Here is an 18739-nt window from a genome sequence, read left to right on the forward strand (position 1 = left end):
CCTCCTTATTTACCCAAGTATTTCTTGAAAAACTTGCCGATAATCGAGCTTGTGAAGGATATAGCCGGTTTAGGATCACTCCAGCTCCAGATCGCATAAGCTTTTGGTTTAAATAAAGATTTAACAACTTGTCCAACAGTAAGCTGTTTGGTTCTTATATAGCCTCGAATTGCCAGCATATCCTCATATCCGTACCAGAATACGCGATTCGTGTCTTCTCTGACGACTTTTGGCGGAGGTACAATGTTACCTGTCAGCTCTTGATACGTGATGTAAGGAATATTAACGCCGACTTTATATAAAAGGTTGTTGAGGTTTGTAATTCGACAATTAATCTCAATTAAATAGAATTTTCCTGTTTCAGCATCCTTCTTAAACTCGATTTCAGCAAAGCCCTTCCATTTCATCTTCTCAAGAAAAGGGGCGCCAATGTCGAATAATTCGGGCACATACTTCTGTCCCGTATAGACGGATGCCCCGAAATTGATCGGATATTGGCGAAATTTCTGGCAGGTAACCCAATGTGTCACTTTGGAGTCTTGGTTTAAATAAGCATCGAAAGTATACATATGGTCATCAAAGCCCGGAATAATACGTTGAACGATAACTTCCAAACGTGCCTCACTTGCTGTTTTTAAAGCTTGTTCAAGTTCTGCTCGATTGTTTACTTTAAATAGCTTCTTTCTAAACTTTGCTACAAAGGAAGGGGAGTCGGTCGGCTTAACAATACATGGATACTTAATAATTTGATCGATCTTCTCAAAGAAATTATCCTCATTAACTCGAACCGTCTCAGGTACTGCGACACCATTTTCTAATGCCAAGCGCTGTAACACTTCTTTATTCATCATGCTTGTATATATGCCTGGCTCGTTCTGTGGAATAAGATAATACTCTCTTAGCTCTTCCAAATACTCATCGACAACTTCCAAATACGAATCATGACAAGGAATAAGGACGGGAGGGGCACTTTGTTGACGGGCGTACTCTTTCAAGAAATCAATAAAGGCTCTCGTGTCTTCTTTATAATGTGGGGAAACAAGCCGCTCTGATGTATATTTAGAATCAGCGCCATAATTATGTACGGCAGAATAATCAACAGCGACAGTATGAACGCGATGGATACCTAGGCACCGAATTGTGCTTAAACCAATATAATAATTGCAACCTAATATTACTGCTTTATTTTTCACCAAAAAGCACATCCCGCTATCTAAATTTAACAATAATTCTGACTCTCTTATCGTAATGTTGTTAATAATTTTACTTCATAGCTTATTATAATACAAATCGATTTATTTCAAAAATGGCAGCCATTTATGCGAATAAAGTACTCCCTATTTACTTCTATTTAGTAATGACAATTCTGTTTGCTTAATCCATTTTTGATAACAAAACATTCTCATGGTAAGATCAAAGTAGTATTAAAGTACTATAAAATGGGTGACGTGGTAGCCAAATGTCGAATTATGCCTGAAAATTATCTACGTTCATCGACATTTTTTTACAAACTCCTTACATCGCAAAGAGTATAATAGGAGCATTACCACACGAGTGCTAGATAAGGAGCGTGCCCCGAAGCGAGCTATGGACAAAAAACATTTGCTTAGACAATTGCAATCGCTGCGGCTAAAGCTTCATGAAATAGCGGAAGCGCGTGGCAGCTTAACAGATCCCGACGTCCTGGCTATTAGCGAAGAGGCCGATGAACTTATTGTTGCCTTACAGCATATGCAGCGAAACGAAAATTCACTTATTCCTATACGTCGCGACAATATGTAAAGTTACTATCGATTTCGAAGTCGACGGAAAAATTGTGTTAACAGTGATGCGCATTCAGACATAAGAACACCGCTAGTGAGCTCCGTTTCGTGATTGAAACGGGGCTCTTGCAGTAAATTCATAAGTGTTCCAGCGCAGCCTGCCTTTGGATCCGTAGTTCCGTAAACGACACGTTTAATGCGGGACTGAACGAGTGCGCCGGCACACATCGGACAAGGCTCTAGTGTAACGTAAAGCGTACAGTCTAATAATCTCCAAGCACCTATACGTTCACAAGCATCGCGAATGGCTATTATTTCGGCGTGTGCAGTTGGATCATGAGTGGTTTCCCTTAGATTATAACCTCTGCCAATGATTTCATTATTTCTAACAATGACAGCCCCGATAGGAACTTCTCCGATTTGCTCGGCTTTGTTCGCTTCGGCGATGGCTTCCAGCATCCAGTTTTGATCTTCAAGCTCTCTAATCATATGGAATAACCTCTTTTCTATAGTCATTATACAACGAACAAATATTCTGTTGTTAACAGGTGGTGGATAAAACTGTGGATAACTATGCTGATATACACATATCTACCCACATATTATTAAGGTCTGTGCACAATTTTTGTGCATAATGTGTACAACATGTTAATAACTTAGTTTTGTTGTTAGCTTATGTTGGATATCAAATCAGGACATAAGTATGGATTGAATATGATCACCGAGCCAAAGGATGTGTCGTTCAATGTCAATTAAGATGAAGTTCTCTGTCTTGATTACGTTAATTGTATTGACGTTTTTCATCATTTACAATATTTTGAACGAAAATTATATGATCAAAAATATACGAAAACAAATAAAAATTGAGATGGAAGATACATCGATACATGTAACACAATTTTTTACGGACTATGAGAATCGATTGGAAACAACTCCGGATCAGTTGGAAGATGGTTACTGGGGCCCTGAGCATATCTTTGACATTGTAAAATCATTAAATGCAAATATAAAGGAAATAACTATATTTGATCAAGCAACATCGACTGTTCGCTATGGAACGTACAATTATTTGGATGCGAGTGACTATAACATTATAAAAGGAACGAAGAATGAGCAATTTGTTCTTCGTCATTTTAAAATTGATGAAAATGAATATTATAGGAGCTACTATAAGCTCGAGCAATTTGATAATCTAACAATAAGCATCTTATATGATGGAGCAAGAGTTAAGAATCTAATAGATGAGAGCCGAGACCATACTTTTTTTTATACCAGCATAAGTATACTGCTGGTGCTCATTATAAGCTATTGGCTGGTAGGCGCAATGATTAAGCCTTTAAAAGATGTTTTATGGAAAGTCAATGAGGTTTCCTCAGCGAGGTTTCATCAACCGATTCGAATAAAGCGTAAGGACGAGTTTGGATTACTGGCGCTAAAGATTAATGCAATGTCACAGAATTTAAGTATTTACATGGACAAGCTGCGCAAAGCATTTGAAGAAAACAGGCGCATGAAGGATCATCTGGAGTCCTTTATCAATCATACGAATGATGCTATTCACCTAATTGATCTTGAAGGCAAAGTTATTCAGGTGAATCGTGCTTTTGAGACGCTGTTTGGCTATGATCAAGAGGATGTCATTGGTCTTATAGATCCGATTCTACCGAGCTCTTATAAACAAGAGATGCGAAGTATGCAAAACCAATTGCTGGCGGGCAAAGCACTTCCTACGCAGGAAGCGATGCGTGTTACGAAGGCTGGCGAGCTGATACCGGTAAGTGTAACGCTTTCTTCTATACGTGATACGGACGGAACGATACGAGCGTTCGCGAGTATATCGCGGGATATGCGCAGCCGAAATAAAATGGAGGAGCTGCTGCGCAGGTCAGAGAAGCTTACAACCGTCGGGCAATTGGCTGCTGGGGTAGCTCATGAAATTCGTAATCCACTTACGACATTAAGAGGGTTTCTTCAGCTTCAGCAGGAGAGTAATAAGTTGTCTCAATCACATGTAACCCTGATGCTGTCTGAGCTTGACCGCATTAACTTTATTGTTGGAGAATTTCTCATTTTGGCTAAGCCTCAAGCTACTAAGTTCATAACAAAGGATGCCCGAAATGTGCTGCAGGATGTCATTTCGTTGCTTAATAGTGAGGCGCTGCTGCATAATATAGAGTTCCGTGTATTTTTTACAGAAGACGAATGTCTACTTTTGTGTGAAGAGAATCAATTGAAGCAGGTATTTATTAATTTGTTGAAAAACGCAATAGAAGCTATGCCTAGCGGCGGGCTGATCCATATCCAAGCGTCCCACAGACGGGATCATATTTCCATAAAGGTAACGGATGAAGGCATAGGTATTCCGGAAGATATGATTCCGAAGATCGGTGATCCCTTTTTTACAGGCAAGGAGACAGGGACAGGTCTTGGCATTATGATTAGCCAGCGCATCATTAACAGCCATCGTGGAACGATGGATATTCAAAGTCAGGTTAATGTCGGTACAACTGTACATATCCTTCTTCCGGCTTTGAAAGAATCACAAGGAGACGGTATACTGGTGGGATAGGCAGATACGGAGTTTCAGGTAGAGATATAAAAGGAGGAATCGGATATGGGAAGCCACTCTAGCCGAGAAGGAATTGACCCAAACGTACCAATTGCAGTAACAGACCAGGCAGGCTACACTTGTTTGCTGGCTGGGGCAACGGGTCTAGTCGGTTCGGCATTGCTTGTGCAGCTCATGGAGGATCCTATGGTAAGACAGATTACCGTGCTTACAAGGCGCCCGCTCGATTTTATGGAGTCGGGACGAGCTCATCGTTTAAATAAGCTTAAAGTAATTATTACCTTATTTGATGATTTGGATCAATCATTAGAGGATGTCAACGCCGATGTGGTATATTGCACGCTAGGGACGACAATTAAAGCGGCTAAGACACGAGAAGCATTCCGCGAAGTGGATTATGAATACCCACTTGCTTTAGCACGATGGGCAAAGCGTAATGGTGCTTCTCATTACGCTGTCATTACCGCTATGGGAGCTTCGACAGCCTCCAAGTTTTTCTACAGTAGAGTCAAGGGAGAGCTGGAGGAGTCGCTAGCTAGCCTGAAGCTGCCGATGGTACATATCTTTCAGCCGTCTTTATTGCTTGGACAAAGACGGAATATGCGAATGGGCGAGTCAATTGGCGGATGGGTCTTCAAAGGTTTACAGTTTACTATGGTAGGGCCTTTGCGTAAGTATCGACCCATTAAAGGCGAAGATGTTGCTCGAGGTATGATTCAAGCTGTAAGTCAGAGCTTGATGAAGAAGTCTATACAATCAACGAGCCAAGCAGCAAGTGTTAAATATTATGTATCACATGAAATTGCCAATTTGGCAGTACATTCAACGAGGTGAAACAGCTGTGAGAATTAATAAGTTCATAAGTGAAACGGGATATTGCTCAAGGCGTGAAGCGGATAAGCTGGTGGATGCTGGTCACGTAATGATTAACGGGGTTACAGCGGTGCTGGGGAGTCAAGCGGAGCTTGGAGATGACGTCCGTGTCCATGGACAAAGAATTGGCGAGCAGAAGCGTCATGTGTACATTGCGCTGAATAAGCCAGTAGGAATTACGAGTACTACAGAGCTGCATATTAAAGGAAACATCGTTGATTTTGTCGGGCATGAAGAACGTATTTTTCCAATAGGCAGGCTGGACAAGGACTCTGATGGTTTAATTCTGCTCACGAATGACGGCGATGTAGTTAATCCGATATTGCGTTCGGAAGGGAAGCATGAGAAAGAATATATTGTAACGGTAGATAAGCCTGTTACAGCTGCTTTTGTGCAAGGAATGTCGAGCGGAGTGCATATTCTTGGAAGTATGACATTGCCTTGCCAAATAACGAGAGTGACGGACCGTAGTTTTCGAATTGTGCTGACAGAGGGGCGTAATCGGCAAATTAGAAGAATGTGTGAAGCGTTTGGCTATCATGTGAGGAAGCTTCAGCGGTTGCGGATCATGAACATAAAGCTTGGCGGGTTGGCGCTTGGAAAGTGGAGAGATTTGACAGAGGAAGAGAAAGAGACACTGTTTCAGACATTAGGCTATAAGCCAGTATGAGTAGTGATGAGTAGCTATCGAACAAGAAATGCCCTAAACCGACGCTGTGAGCGATTCGATGTAGGGCATTTTGTTATTCGTTACTTCGTAACAGGCAGCTTCTGGGTGTTTGTATCGTCGATGTAGGTGTTAATGATATTCACTTCTACACGACGGTTTTTGGCTTTACCTTGGGCGGTTTTGTTCTCTGCAACGGGACGATATTCACCATATCCAATTGCGCTGAAGCGTTCTGGATTTAACTTTTTATTCTCAAGCAATATATCCATAAAGCGAATAGCCCGCATGGAACTTAAATCCCAGTTCGATTTAAAGGAAGCATTAGATATTGGCGTGGTATCCGTGTGTCCAGATACGATAACCTCATATTCAGGGTACTGCTGCAGCATCTTGCTGATAGCGATAGCAAGCGCTTTGGATTCCGGCTTCACCGTTGCTTGAGCAGGAGCGAACAATGCATTATCACTAATTGTAATCATAAGCTGTGATAGATTAAGCTTCGTTTCCAGCTCGGATGTCAGGCCGTTCTTCTCGATATAGGCATCGACCTTTTTCTTAAGATCATCCAGCTTCTTATGCTCTTGCTCCTCAATTGCTGCTCGGGCTTCCGCCGCCTTTTTCTCTTCTCGCTCCTTTTTGTCGCCTTGACTGCCGATGTCTTCTAGTTTTTTCTCGTGATCTTCACCTGTTTTCACTACGCTGGTGTTTTCGAGAACACCGCTGCCATTGCTGAGCGCGATACTGAATGCTTGTGACATATCTTCGAATTTCTTCACATCGACGGAATTCATAGAGTACAAAACAATAAAGAGTGCTAGCATTAGAGTTAGCAGGTCGGCATATGGAAGCAGCCATGATTCGTCGACATGCTCTTCGTGTTCCTCGTGTCTATGCTTTCTGCTCAACGGCCCCTTCCTCCTTCTCCTTAAGCTTCAGTCTTTCCGTCGGCGTAAGGAAGACAGATAGCTTCTGATTAATAGCAATTGTAGATACACCGGATTGGATAGAAAGTAGGCCTTCGACCATCATCAAACGAATTTGTATTTCTTGTTTGGACATACGCTTCAGCTTATTAGAGATCGGGTGCCAAAGTACGTAACCTGTGAATATACCAAGTAGTGTGGCAATGAATGCTCCAGCAATGGCGTGAGCAAGCTTTGTCATATCACTCATATCGGCAAGCGCCGCGACCAAACCGACCACGGCTCCAAGTACCCCGAGCGTTGGCGCATAAGTACCTGCTTGTGTGAAAATGAGTGCCCCAGCCTTATGGCGATCCTCTGTTGCCGCAATATCCTCTAGCAGGACATCACGCACGAAGTCCTGATCGTTGCCATCAATAATCATACGCATACCATTCCGTAGGAATGTATCTTCAATTTCATCAACCTTAGCTTCAAGAGCTAGTAATCCTTCACGACGTGTAATGGAAGCCCACTCCATGAAGCTTTGAATAAGTGCGTCACGCTGAGGCAGTTTTTGTTCAGTGAATACCATTTTAAAAAGCTTGCCTAGTTTGGAAAGCTCCGACATGGGAAAGGCGATCATAATACAGGCTACCGTGCCTAATATGATAATCATAAATGCGGCAGGATTCAAAAGAGCCGAGAGGTGTGCTCCTTTTAAAACCATCCCTCCTAATACAGCGACAACACCAAGTACAAGTCCTATAATTGTAGAATTTTTCATCATACACCCCGTCCATTACATTTTCGACATTTATCTACTTCTCTTATTATCGTCAAATGGGTATTCTGAGATTAGAGTAAAAGAAACCTTTTGAAGATGAAGACGTTAAAAAGATGAAAATGCGGTAAAATAGTAGGGAGAAGATTACAAAAATGACGAAATTAAAGGTGGTTCTAATCAAATGGGTGTAAAACATGCGCGAGAATATGTAGATATTTTGAAGGATTTAACAGTAGCGGTAGCGGAAATTGAGAATTGCTATACTTTTTTTGAAATGGAAGAAGAAGAGTGGGCCGTGCTGCCTGCCGACGATCGTCATGAAGTGTTGGAAGCATTAGCGGATGATGTGTTTTTTGGTCTCGGAGAAAATCCGGTAATTGCAGTGGGCATTGGGTTTGTCACGTATAACAGTAAGCATCACGTTATTGAAGTTTCACAAGACGATAAAACGACCCAACTGATCAGGTTGGTCTAACTGAGTAAGTGCCAAACTATGATGCTGCCCGATGCGCTTGGTCTTGACGGTGAAATATTAGCCGCTTTTTATCAACCTATTATTGCGATGGATACTAGAAGGATCATGGGTTACGAAGTGCTGGGAAGAGCTGTTAAAGGCGATTTGATTCGCAGCCTTGGCCCTTTCTTTGGCGATGAAGCGGTATCGTAAGATGATCACATCAACAAATATGGGATTGATCCGCGGCGCATTGTAATTGAGATAACAGAGGAAAGCTTTCTAGGCTCGATGGAGAGACTGCGGACGGTTGTGGATATTTACCGGGTAAGAGGCTGCTTAGTTGCCATAGATGATGTAGGCAGCGGATTCAGCAACATGGACCGAATCGCACAAATCCAACCTAATTTGCTCAAAATAGATATTCATATGATCAAGAAAAGCGCGACGCACGATGGTTATTTTGGCGTGCTGCGCTCCTTCTCAGAATTAGCAGAGCAAATAGGAGCTTAGCTGCTCGTGGAGGGCGTGGAGACACGCGAGGATTGGCAGAGACAGGCGGACAAACTCGCTGAACAGCTTATTGAGAACGTTCAGACTGGCGGTTATCCAGAGCGAGTGGATGAATGGATTGAGGAGCTTCTGTCGCAGCTTGACGATGATTGTATTCGCGTATACTTATGTAACGATGAAGGCATTCAGTTGTCTTCTAATTACTGCCGTGAGCAGGGTGATAAGTGGCGGCGTGAAGAACAATTCCGAGGCGCCAACTGGAGCTGGCGACCCTACTTTGTTCCTAATTTAGTTCAGCTTAACGAAAGCCGCCTTGCAACTGTGTCACGTGCATATACCGACCTGGATTCACATGCTTCGATCAGAACAGTATCGGTGTTAGTTGCTCCAGGCCTTTTGTTTTTTGAGGACTTGAAGGTTACAGTGCGTGGAGCGCAGCATCTTTAACAGTCACTTGCGAGCTCAAGAACCATGCAGTGGCATTCAGCGATGCCAGTAGGCGTTGAACGTGAATACGTATCTGTAATGTGGAAGCCAACCTGCTCATATGCACGGATTGCCCGTGTGTTCCAGACTAACACTTCAAGATCGATTTCGTTCTGGGGTGAACGTCGGCGTGCTTCACGGATGATTAGTTCGGTGAAAGCGGGTCCTAGCCCTTGGCCACATAGATCGGGTCGTAGGCCTAACCCAAGTCTAGTTACACCTGTAATTGGGAAAAACTGAGCAAAGCCAATTAAACCGAACTGGCTATCCAGAACGGCGGCATATTGCTTTTCACGGAGGACGGAATCGCCAAATTCGATCCCGTCCTCTTTCATTTGCTGCCAAGACGGCCATTGATAAATGTGAAAGGGCGGATCGTAGACCCATTCACATATTTGAATGGCATGAGAAGTATCTAAAGGATGTATAGTCATAGCAAGCGGATGTCGTTTATAATAGGTGGAGCTAAAATCGTGTGTCACGAATGGCATACCTCCGGTTGGAATTCTATTCATTTTGTGTAACAAGGGCCAAACAGATTTATTATAACAGATAGATATAATAGGACGTACGCATATAAGGGGATTCATGGAATGAGAAAGCTAATTTGGTTAGGCTGCTTGTCCTACTTAATTATCGGAATTGCGCATGTAGTGGGCGGAACCGTATTGGAGCAGTTGATTGAGCATTATGGATTGACCTACAAGGACGGCGGACAATGGATTATGAATCAGTTCCTCGGGTTTCTGGTAGGGGTTATGCTCGCTCCCTCGATCACATCGAGATTAGGCAAGAGAGGTGCAGTGTTTGTAGCTATTGGCTTGCTTATGTTGAGTGAAGCGGCGTACAGTCTTTTATTGCCATGGGGATGGATGCTTAGTATTGCCTTGTTCGCTGGTTTTGGATTTGGTATGACAGAGGCTGTAGTCGGAGCTATGATTATAGATATGACTAAAAACGGAAAAGCAACGGCAATGAGCCGTTTGGAAACTTTTTTTGGCGTTGGCGCCTTAGTTATTCCGATTGCGGCAGCGTATTTAATTCATGAGAACGCGTGGCAGGTTGCTTTTCCTATTATAGCTGCGATGTCCGGCATAACGTTCGTGCTTTGGCTGACGCTATCTTTCGACGAGCTGGATGATCAGCTTGGCTACATACCGAAGGAGAGGAATCGAAGTGATAGCGTTAAAGGGGAAGAAGCATCACTTCATGCCCCTGCAGCGGACAGGTCAGTATTTTTTGGCTATCCGCGCCACGCCTTACCTTTTCTTCTACTATCAGCTTTATTTTTTATGTTCTACGTCGGTATGGAGATGAGTTTCTCCAACTACTTGCCATCCATTCTAATCGTTCGATCTGGGGTAGGAGAAGCAAATGCCGCAGCAGCTTTGAGTATTTTTTGGGGATCAATGGTTCTAGGGCGTCTGTTCTCAGGGATGCTGGCTGAGCGAATGGGTTACTCTCGTTACTTATTCTTAGCAATGGCAGGGGCGTCTGTCGTATTTCTGCTCATGTCATTAATGGGCGAGCTCAGCTGGATGTTGGTACTTATTGGACTTAGCGGTTTGTTGTTCTCCGGTCTATTCGGGGTTGCGCTTGTATATGCGAATATACTCATCCCGGGTATGACGGAACGAACAACGAGTTTGCTGGTGGCATTTGGCGGCTTAGGCGGTGCTCTTTTTCCAAGGCTGACAGGCTGGTTTATGGATCAGTACAATGTACAAACGACGTTATGGTACATTAGCGTGTTCGTTTTCCTGATGCTCGTTATGCTGGTAGCTATGCTTGTACTTGGAAAAAGGCAGTCACAGCGGCTGATGGAGGTTGCTATACAGAAGTAAGCAATTGAACGAATGAATAAATATATAAATATATAAGTAAATCATAGTTTTTTTAAAAAAAACCTTCACGACTGCTTAATAACTAAGCGGCTGTGAAGGTTTTTAATATTTCACCGTGAAAGAGCTTACGCAGCCAAGGACGGCGAATGTCTTTTACGATTTTTTGGCACGGAGCTAATTTAAAATGGTTTTGTAGACGTCAATTGCAYGTGCTCTAGATGCTTTCAAATCAACGATGGCGCTGCTAAGCGGTTTGTGGATCACCTTGTCTGACAAATGAGCGAGGTGTGGCATCCAGCGCCGAATATAGCTTCCGGAGGGATCGTGTGTCTCTGACTGTGTTGCAGGATTCATAATACGAAAATAAGGTGCCGCATCATAACCGAGGGATGAGCACCAAAGCCAGCCGCCTCGATTGAGGGTATTATCATAATCATTTAAGTGCAATCGGAAATACTGTTCGCCCAGTGTAAAAGGACATAGCAGGTTTTTGGTCAAAAACATCGCAGTTACCATCCGCAGTCGATTCGGGAGCTCGCCCGTCCGGTTAAGCTGAGTCATTGCGGCATCGATAATAGGTATGCCGGTCGCACCGGCAGCCCATGCATGGAAGCTGTCGCTCGATAGAGCAGAAAAATCAAATAGATGCTCATAACGGAAAAACTGGTCATGATACTTAGCTTGATATAAATAAAAGTCACGCCATGCCAGCTGCCTAAGCCATGCGTCCGCGCCTGGCAATCCAAGCGTGGTCTCATAGGCTTGACGTGCTGAAATAGCTCCCGTATTCAAGAAACGAGAGAGACCGCTCGATTGCTCTTCAGCGTAAGCATCACGGCTATTCGCATAGATGGCTAATCGTTCTCGAACAAATCGATCCAGCTTGCCAGTGGATTTAGCGGGGCCATATCCGGCCGTCGACTCACCAAGCGCACAAGAGGCATGATTAGGCAAGGAGAAGCGGGATGAGATACTTCCACTTATTTCACATAACGTAGTAAGGTCGTGAATGGTTGCTGTGCCCATAGGGGTATAACTTTGCAGCATGTAGCTGCTCCACATTCGGTAGAATGGCGTAAATACTTTGTAGGGTTCAGAGCGTCTAGCAAAAGCTTGAAAGCTCTCTAAATCAGCAAGCGACGCATCCTCAATAGACAACCAGCGACTGCCTAGCTTAAACGCGGCTTGCTGCAGCCTCTCATCGCGGCTGCGGGAGTAGGGGGTATAGTCTGCATGCACGATAATCTCATCAATGGAATGCTGTTGCAGCAGCGCCTCTACGATCTCTACTGGATCGCCGTATAAAACATGCAATTCTTTCTGAGCTTCGGAGTAGCTATGCAATAAGGAGGCTGCTTGGCCAATGAAATTACGTCCACTATGGCTTGTGAGCTGACCTTCACCTGTTAAAATCGGATCTAATATAAGTAAATGGATGCCCATTGTATTCTTAGTGCGTAAATAATCAAATGCGCGGAGATCGGAAACGCGCAAGTCCTTGCGATGAATAAATAAATACATCGGATATAGCTCCCTTCAAAGCAGCAGGTTATAAGCTTATCCCACTCATCAGTGAAATAGAAACAACAAAGCCGCATGTGGTTTGTCGACAAGGACAAACTACTGCGGCTTGGCTGTAAGAACTTACTGTAGCATCCTAGGTAGAAGGGTGCTTACTCTACTTTATTGTTCGTCAGCAAATTTCTCGAAAGTGTCCATTGACATCACACGACGTGCTGTCACGAAACGTTTCTCATAATAAGAGGAGTCAAGTTTGTCTGTTACTACCCCTCTGGATGTGGAGGCGTGTGCAAACTTACCATCTCCAATATAAATGCCAACATGGGATATAGCGCCATTATTGCCGCCAGACGTGTCGAAGAACACGAGATCTCCCGCAATTAGGTCTGCTTTAGCGACCTTCTTGCCTGACTTACCTTGGGATGTAGATGTACGGGGAAGATCCACGCCCATTTTATCGAACACATAGGTAGTAAAACCGGAACAATCGAAGCCTTTCGACGTATTTCCTCCACCTTTGTACGGGCTACCAATAACATCATTGATATATCCGTCTAGTTTGGAGTCTGCGAAAACGCTTCCCGCTTGAAAAGTAAGGATGAGTACTAAACCTAAAAGTAATGCGCTAATCTTCTTCAATTGTAAAGCTCCTTCCAGTGCCGACGAGGTTAGCTGTGGGGTTCGGTTGAAGGTTCCCTATGATTCCTCAGGCGCTGAACGAGTCAGACGTCGGAATCAATTCACCCAAAGTGGTTCCCCCGTTTCCCGTTAGGGAATTTGGCAGGTTTGTATTGCTTTGAAGAATTATTCGATTATTTTCATTGATCTCCTGCCTTTACTGTTAATTTCTAATAATTCTCATGGAACTTTCTGACTAAAAGGTTCGTTTAAACATTTTTCATGTAATATAAACATCTTTGAGTAGTTCTTTCTAACTAAAAAGGAATAACTCAATTTCATTAATTATGTATACACTCCTTAAAATATACCGAATAGACCGGTAGCTCCTTTGCTGCATGGACAAGTTGAAATAGCTAGAAAGCACGATTCTACGCGGTTTTACATTGAAAGATTAGAAAATTTTCATACTAAAAAGCCTCTCAACCTACGCTGCAGCGCAGAAAGGGAGGCTCTAATAACTAGTTATTTCATTTGCAAGGAATCGTACTGCGTTGCGATCGTCCATACCTTCATAAGCGTGCGTACTAGGTTATAGCCTTGATGTAGGATGAGTGCGAACAGTCCGGCCCAGATTAGCGATAGACTTGTAACGACGAGTCCAATTCCTGCACCGATAGCCCACATGATCAACGAGATGGAAGCATAGGTAAGGAAGTTTTTGATGGAATGCCATAAGTAGCGGAACACGCCCTCGCCTGATACAGCACCGAATTGCATCGCTAGAAAAAGCAGATGAAGCACTGTTGCCCATAGAATCCATATTACGGTACTAGGAAGCATCGTTTGTAGTAGATTGGGTACCGAGCCGCTATGCAAAAAGGAACCGAAGGCGCGTGGCAGCAGCCACCAAGCAGGAGCTAACGTAAGTACAGTTTCCACCCAGTATAAGAGCAGAACGGGCTTCCAGGCCTTCTTAATGCCTTCAAGGAAACGGGTGCTGCCGTTACTTCTGGCTTGGTGCAGAGAATAGAATAGTCCGGCATTGAACAAAGGTGTCAGCAGCATCCGAATGGCGAACAGTCCACCAAGCATCCATAAGTAGGGAGACACCAGATCCGTTTTGATTAGCTGAAACTGGGCTTCTGTCATGAACAGCTGAACGGCGTTATCAGATGGAGAAGCGCTGGGGAAACGTCGTAATAGCGGCGCTACGACAGAATCAATAAAACGGTACAGAAAGAACCCCCAAAGCAATTGATACAGAAAAAGTAAGATCACGAGATAAAAATGTTTGACTGCCAGGGACCAGCCTTGCTTCATATATATCTTCATCTTTTATCGCTCCTTGAACCCATATACTTACCAGCTGAATGACCCAAGCAGCCCTTCAATCAATTTCGAAACGCCGAGGCTCCACCTTGTGCGTGTTTCATCAGGCAACTGCGCTTGCATATAGTTGTTGATCAGCTTGTTGTCTAGTACATTTCTGTGTTCTGGATCGACGACGGCCCATACAAGTGGAGCAGTGTGAACCTGCTTATATTGAATATGAGAGCTGTCTGCATTCCATTGCTTTGTTACGGTCATGCCGTCTTTGAACTGCATAGTAATTGGAATCGAACCGTTGATACCACCATATTTTTTAATGAGAACGGTTGATTCGTACATTTGTACGCCATCCTGCTTAACTGGCTTTACTTGGATCGCTTCTACAGCAAAATCGGCCATTTGGTTGTGATAAACGTATTGATTGAAGTAATCATGCCACTTCGTTTTCGTTACCTGCTCGACAACGCGCTGGAAGTCGGCAGTAGAAGGATGCTTGAATTTATATTTTTGAAAATAAGTCCGTAAAACCCGCTGCATCAATGGCGTGCCTATTTGTTTCTCAATGCCGATAAGAACGAGCTTTGCTCTCATATATACATTTTCGGCGTATTGACTGTGGCTGCCGTAAGACCAAGAATATTGCTTGAGCGGAGCAGGGTCAGTCATATAACTGGCTTCTACTGGCAGGTTTGCTTCCACCCCATAGGCAGTCTCCATCACCTTATCCTCAGCATAGGAAGTGAAGCCTTCATCGAGCCAAGCTTCCTCGAATTCATTAGAGGCGATCATGCCATACCAGTATTGGTGTCCAATCTCGTGCACGACCGTCCGCTCCAGATCGTAACCTGGGTTGTCGTTCTCTGCTGCAAAGGCAGTTATGAGTGTTGGGTACTCCATGCCGCCTGCACCATTTGCTCCTTTTGGAGGAACGATGATGGAGAGTGTGTTATATGGATATTCACCGTACCACTGTGCGTATTTGGAGAGCGCAGATTTGGCTGCATGCATATAGCGATCCTTCAGCTTGGCGTGAGAAGGGTCAAGGTAGAGTTTGATTCGTACACCAGGAATACCCTTGTCTGAGAAAGCATCCTCTTCATAGACGAAATCTGGTGATGCCGCCCAAGCAAAGTCATGAACATCCTCCGCATAAAATTGATAAAACTTTGCTTGATCTTTGATCTCGATAGGCTTCGTCTGAAATCCGGTTGCGGCAACTGTGTACGTCTCTGGTACCTTAATTCGAACGCTGTAGATGCCAAAGTCGCTATAAAATTCGGAGTTGCCATGGTATTGATGCGCGTTCCAGCCTTCTGTTGTTCGACCGCGGGTGCCAACAGTTTCGTACACAGCCAGCTTTGGAAACCATTGCCCTGCCATAGCGAAATTGCCGGAATAGCCCATCCGTGCGAATACCTCAGGCATCTTCACCTCAAAGCTCATACGAAGTGTAACTGATTTACCCGGTGCGACAGGTTCGGGAAGGCGGAGCTTAGCTAACGTAAAATCATTTTCGTTGCCATCATCGGGCTGTACGTAATGCAGACGAGGGAGCAGGCTCTCGCCTTCTAATGTTTCCAGTGTCAGCAGGTCCATATAGCCGTTGCTATTGGTCGTTGCTTTATCCTGACGCAGCTTTCCGCCTGATTCACGCATAAACGTCGTTTTATCCGAACGAAATGCATTGGGATACAGGTGGAAATATAGCTCGGACACTGTTTTTTCGCCTGGATTGTTCCATGTTACGATTTGATCGCCTGTTACATAGCGCGCATCGTCACTTAGCTGGACGTTGATATGATACTCAACGACTCGTTTGCTGAGCGCTTGCGATTTTGGCGTCATGACCGTATTTGGTTCTTGCACGACAGGCTGCTTGGCCGATTTTTGAACAGGCGCGGAACTGGTTTTGGCAGTAGGGGCGAAAGCGTATGTATATTGGGATTGCCAAGCATTCCCGAAACCGTTCTGCACAGATAGGCCGAGCAAGACGACTGCGAGTACAACTAGTAAAAATCTTTTGACATTGCGTGGAGTCATTGAACGTTTCCCTCCCGTTGACAAGCATCTAAAGCATGTATATGTTTGCTTTTCGATGATTATTAGCTAAAATGTAATTAATGTATGGGGAAGGTGTGATTACGCAAGATGGACGAACAAGAACAACCGGTTCAACCGGAAAAAAAGGAAAAGAAATCACTGTCGCTCAACGTTGTGAGCAGCAAAAAACATAAAGGCTTTGGAGCTGGAGCGATCGATTTGAGCGCAGTATCGTGTGTTATGATTGATGAAGGTGTTGCTTATATCGATGTAGGAGCTATGCACGCGAAGAGCAAAATCGAAAGAGGCATTAAGTTTTCAACAAACAAAGAGGATACGCCAAATGGCCGCCAATGCTGGATCGTGTGGGTCGCAGTCGACCGTAATGAAGAAGGCTCCTACTATGCGGGCGCAACAGCATGCGAAATGCTGATCGACACAGAAGCGCGCCGCGGGTGGAAAATCCTCGCTGATCACGTGAACAAGCTTGATCAATCGCTTAAGCGTCGTTATAACCTGACGGAGCTCGGCGATGTGGATAGAGCGGCGCTTCGCAAGCTGCTCGTTGAGCACAATCAAGAGTGGTGGGATCGTTCCCCAGCAGAGCTTAAGGATGCTTTGAGCGTCTAGGAAGTCTTGGTACGCGATACAAGCAGCGTAAGCTGTTTGGGGTATAGAGGGAATGAAGGAAGCAGTGAATATGAAGGAAGCAAAAAAATAGAGGCGTAAGTCGGTTAAGGGAGAGGACCTCATCTTCGCGAGATTAGTCTTGCGATTGATGAGGTTTTTTACGTTTAGATAGAGGGAAACTATATCCGCAATAATATCCTTTTCGTACAAATAACGGATCTGATGTCCATAAACATCCCCAAATAGGGCGATTTGTCACAAATAAGGTATCCTATGTCCGTTACCACGAGCCATGCCTGCTTAGTTTCAATATATGAAATTAAATGATCCAATCAAGGAAGGATGTATGATTTAGTATCATTTGATGAACCTAATTGCTGGGTTAGCTCGACTAATGGGGATCATTCTGCGGATTAGCTTTAAATACTGAAGCTAATTAGGATTTATTCCGGATATATTCGCATTAGTTTCATGGCATGAACTTAATTAGCTCAGAGTCCCAGTGCGTATTGCCCCACTTCGCGATGGGAGCTGCACGCGGTGCGGAAGCCCTGTTAACTGGGATAATTAGTGGATTAACCAATGGTTTGATTCTCATGCTAACTAATAGTTAGTCTAATGCCCCACCTATTGTCTTAACGTATGTCCTATTTAATGTCCCAACTGATAGCTGATCTGAATAAAGCTTACTGGATTTTTGATCCCTTATATGGAACTATCAACTGACGTGAAGAGAAAAAAATAAAAGTTTTTTTGAAAAAGTGCAGGGTTTGAGGAGACGGCTGTCGTCTATTATATCGGGAAGGGGGGGAGCGACATACAAGACGAGGATTGGATCAAGGCGGTACAGAGCGGCGGGCCCGAGCATTATCGACCGTTTGTACAGGCTTATGGTCCCTATATATATAGAACCGTCTATGCCGTGCTGCATTCACCGCATGACGCGGAGGATGTAACGCAGGAAGTGCTGCTGCAAATATACCGCTCCCTCCCAGAGTGCCGATTAGACGGACTAAAGACGTGGATTACGCGAATTGCCGTCAATCGATCAATCGATTTTAAGCGAAGCAAAGCGCGTAGACCAGTTGACCTGTCAGGGAATGAAGTAACGCTGGCAGAGAGGCCTCCAGGTGACCCTCCAGGGATGCCTGCTGCAGAGACGGTAGTTATGGAGCGAGAGGATCGGCGACAGCTGCGGGAGCAGGTAGAGCAGCTGCCGGCCAACTATCGGGAGGTCGTAACTGCTTATTATATGGAAGATAAGTCTTACGAGCAGATCGCGGCTGAGACGGGGCTGGAGCGCAAGAGCGTAGAGTCGAGACTATATCGAGCGCGAAGCTGGATGAAGCGTAATTGGCGAAAGGAGGACTTCGAATGAATGCAGAAAATAGCGAAAAAAATATCAGCTCGTTGAACGTAAATAGTGTAACCGAAGAAATTAGATCCGGAAATCATACACATACCTCTTTTGAACAAATGAATCGATACTTAGACGGCTCGCTTACTGATGCGGAAAGAGAGCAAGTGGATGACCAGTTAGCCGAGTGTGAGCAGTGCCTGCAGCTGCTTATGGCAGCTGTTGATACAGCAGAACATAATCTAGATGCCCCGTTTATAGAAAATATGGATGACTTTCAGAACGAAATGAACGAACAACGACCCGCACTGCCGGACATGAAGCTGCTGGAGCATCGAGTTATAGCACAGCTGCATAGTGAAAGCGAGATGCAGGACAAT

21 protein-coding genes and 1 riboswitch are annotated in these 18739 nt (G+C 44.3%); of the genes, 12 read left to right on the top strand and 9 right to left on the bottom strand.

The genetic code is table 11. From position 1 onward, the window contains the following. Positions 1 to 5: 5 nt before the first annotated feature. Positions 6 to 1193, bottom strand: coding sequence for a carboxylate--amine ligase (locus tag AC1DWN_RS13510; protein WP_477559421.1), 1188 nt, complete (start codon positions 1191 to 1193; stop codon positions 6 to 8). 361 nt (positions 1194 to 1554) lie between these two features. On the opposite strand from AC1DWN_RS13510, the gene AC1DWN_RS13515 reads away from it, so the two are divergent. Continuing rightward, positions 1555 to 1782 carry a Spo0E family sporulation regulatory protein-aspartic acid phosphatase gene (locus AC1DWN_RS13515; protein ID WP_477559422.1) on the top strand — a complete coding sequence of 76 codons (228 nt, stop codon included), beginning with the start codon at positions 1555 to 1557 and terminating at the stop codon, positions 1780 to 1782. Between the two features lie 5 nt (positions 1783 to 1787). Here the strand turns inward: AC1DWN_RS13515 and tadA are convergent, their stop codons facing one another. Continuing rightward, positions 1788 to 2252: a tRNA adenosine(34) deaminase TadA gene (gene tadA / locus AC1DWN_RS13520; protein ID WP_477559423.1), complete on the bottom strand. Its 465-nt coding sequence runs from the start codon at positions 2250 to 2252 to the stop codon at positions 1788 to 1790. A 256-nt stretch (positions 2253 to 2508) separates the two neighbouring features. Between tadA and AC1DWN_RS13525 the strand changes: the two genes are divergently transcribed. The 3 genes from AC1DWN_RS13525 to rluF are packed head-to-tail and all read left to right on the top strand — an operon-like array spanning position 2509 to position 5875. Next, complete coding sequence (locus AC1DWN_RS13525; RefSeq protein ID WP_477559424.1) at positions 2509 to 4332, top strand: ATP-binding protein; 1824 nt, start codon at positions 2509 to 2511, stop codon at positions 4330 to 4332. 45 nt (positions 4333 to 4377) lie between these two features. Beyond that, the gene (locus AC1DWN_RS13530; protein WP_477559425.1) at positions 4378 to 5166 is read left to right on the top strand and encodes an NAD-dependent epimerase/dehydratase family protein; all 789 of its coding nucleotides are present in this window, start codon (positions 4378 to 4380) and stop codon (positions 5164 to 5166) included. Positions 5167 to 5173: 7 nt separating this feature from the next. Further along, entirely contained in the window at positions 5174 to 5875 is a 702-nt protein-coding gene (rluF, locus tag AC1DWN_RS13535; RefSeq protein WP_477559426.1) for a 23S rRNA pseudouridine(2604) synthase RluF, read from the top strand. Between the two features lie 80 nt (positions 5876 to 5955). Here rluF and motB read toward each other — a convergent pair whose 3' ends face one another. Next, positions 5956 to 6780, bottom strand: coding sequence for a flagellar motor protein MotB (motB, locus tag AC1DWN_RS13540; protein ID WP_477559427.1), 825 nt, complete (start codon positions 6778 to 6780; stop codon positions 5956 to 5958). Continuing rightward, positions 6764 to 7564: a flagellar motor stator protein MotA gene (motA, locus tag AC1DWN_RS13545; protein ID WP_477559440.1), complete on the bottom strand. Its 801-nt coding sequence runs from the start codon at positions 7562 to 7564 to the stop codon at positions 6764 to 6766. The genes motB and motA overlap by 17 nt, the downstream gene beginning before the upstream one ends. Before the next feature lie 181 nt (positions 7565 to 7745). Between motA and AC1DWN_RS13550 the strand changes: the two genes are divergently transcribed. The 4 genes from AC1DWN_RS13550 to AC1DWN_RS13565 are packed head-to-tail and all read left to right on the top strand — an operon-like array spanning position 7746 to position 8978. Then, the gene (locus tag AC1DWN_RS13550) at positions 7746 to 8039 is read left to right on the top strand and encodes a hypothetical protein (protein WP_477559428.1); all 294 of its coding nucleotides are present in this window, start codon (positions 7746 to 7748) and stop codon (positions 8037 to 8039) included. 18 nt (positions 8040 to 8057) lie between these two features. Beyond that, entirely contained in the window at positions 8058 to 8231 is a 174-nt protein-coding gene (locus AC1DWN_RS13555; RefSeq protein WP_477559429.1) for a hypothetical protein, read from the top strand. Between the two features lie 9 nt (positions 8232 to 8240). Continuing rightward, on the top strand, positions 8241 to 8531 hold the full coding sequence (locus AC1DWN_RS13560) for an EAL domain-containing protein (RefSeq protein WP_477559441.1): 291 nt from the start codon (positions 8241 to 8243) through the stop codon (positions 8529 to 8531). A 6-nt stretch (positions 8532 to 8537) separates the two neighbouring features. Then, positions 8538 to 8978, top strand: a complete 441-nt coding sequence (locus AC1DWN_RS13565) for an EAL-associated domain-containing protein (protein ID WP_477559430.1) — start codon at positions 8538 to 8540, stop codon at positions 8976 to 8978. On the opposite strand, the gene AC1DWN_RS13570 is transcribed toward AC1DWN_RS13565, so the two are convergent. After that, positions 8975 to 9499, bottom strand: a complete 525-nt coding sequence (locus AC1DWN_RS13570) for a GNAT family N-acetyltransferase (RefSeq protein WP_477559431.1) — start codon at positions 9497 to 9499, stop codon at positions 8975 to 8977. The genes AC1DWN_RS13565 and AC1DWN_RS13570 overlap by 4 nt on opposite strands. A gap of 111 nt (positions 9500 to 9610) precedes the next feature. Here AC1DWN_RS13570 and AC1DWN_RS13575 point away from each other — a divergent pair, with 111 nt between their 5' ends. Continuing rightward, entirely contained in the window at positions 9611 to 10861 is a 1251-nt protein-coding gene (locus AC1DWN_RS13575; protein WP_477559432.1) for an MFS transporter, read from the top strand. A 174-nt stretch (positions 10862 to 11035) separates the two neighbouring features. On the opposite strand, the gene AC1DWN_RS13580 is transcribed toward AC1DWN_RS13575, so the two are convergent. The 4 genes from AC1DWN_RS13580 to AC1DWN_RS13595 all read right to left on the bottom strand — a co-directional run bounded on the left by AC1DWN_RS13580 (position 11036) and on the right by AC1DWN_RS13595 (position 16372). After that, the gene (locus AC1DWN_RS13580) at positions 11036 to 12382 is read right to left on the bottom strand and encodes a cryptochrome/photolyase family protein (RefSeq protein WP_477559433.1); all 1347 of its coding nucleotides are present in this window, start codon (positions 12380 to 12382) and stop codon (positions 11036 to 11038) included. Between the two features lie 162 nt (positions 12383 to 12544). Beyond that, complete coding sequence (locus tag AC1DWN_RS13585) at positions 12545 to 13021, bottom strand: C40 family peptidase (protein WP_477559434.1); 477 nt, start codon at positions 13019 to 13021, stop codon at positions 12545 to 12547. Between the two features lie 3 nt (positions 13022 to 13024). Then, positions 13025 to 13175: riboswitch (cyclic di-AMP (ydaO/yuaA leader) on the bottom strand. Between the two features lie 350 nt (positions 13176 to 13525). Continuing rightward, a complete protein-coding gene (locus AC1DWN_RS13590) occupies positions 13526 to 14335 on the bottom strand; it encodes a hypothetical protein (RefSeq protein ID WP_477559435.1) in 810 nt (269 codons plus the stop codon). 27 nt (positions 14336 to 14362) lie between these two features. Then, positions 14363 to 16372: a M1 family metallopeptidase gene (locus AC1DWN_RS13595; protein WP_477559436.1), complete on the bottom strand. Its 2010-nt coding sequence runs from the start codon at positions 16370 to 16372 to the stop codon at positions 14363 to 14365. 108 nt (positions 16373 to 16480) lie between these two features. Between AC1DWN_RS13595 and AC1DWN_RS13600 the strand changes: the two genes are divergently transcribed. The 3 genes from AC1DWN_RS13600 to AC1DWN_RS13610 all read left to right on the top strand — a co-directional run. Further along, positions 16481 to 17002, top strand: a complete 522-nt coding sequence (locus AC1DWN_RS13600; protein WP_477559437.1) for a YwhD family protein — start codon at positions 16481 to 16483, stop codon at positions 17000 to 17002. 922 nt (positions 17003 to 17924) lie between these two features. Continuing rightward, a complete protein-coding gene (locus tag AC1DWN_RS13605; protein WP_477559438.1) occupies positions 17925 to 18380 on the top strand; it encodes an RNA polymerase sigma factor in 456 nt (151 codons plus the stop codon). Then, on the top strand, positions 18377 to 18739 hold a 363-nt coding region (locus AC1DWN_RS13610), incomplete at its 3' end, for an anti-sigma factor family protein (RefSeq protein WP_477559439.1). The genes AC1DWN_RS13605 and AC1DWN_RS13610, both read left to right, overlap by 4 nt.

It is taken from the genome of Paenibacillus sp. P4_A7, assembly GCF_056402455.1.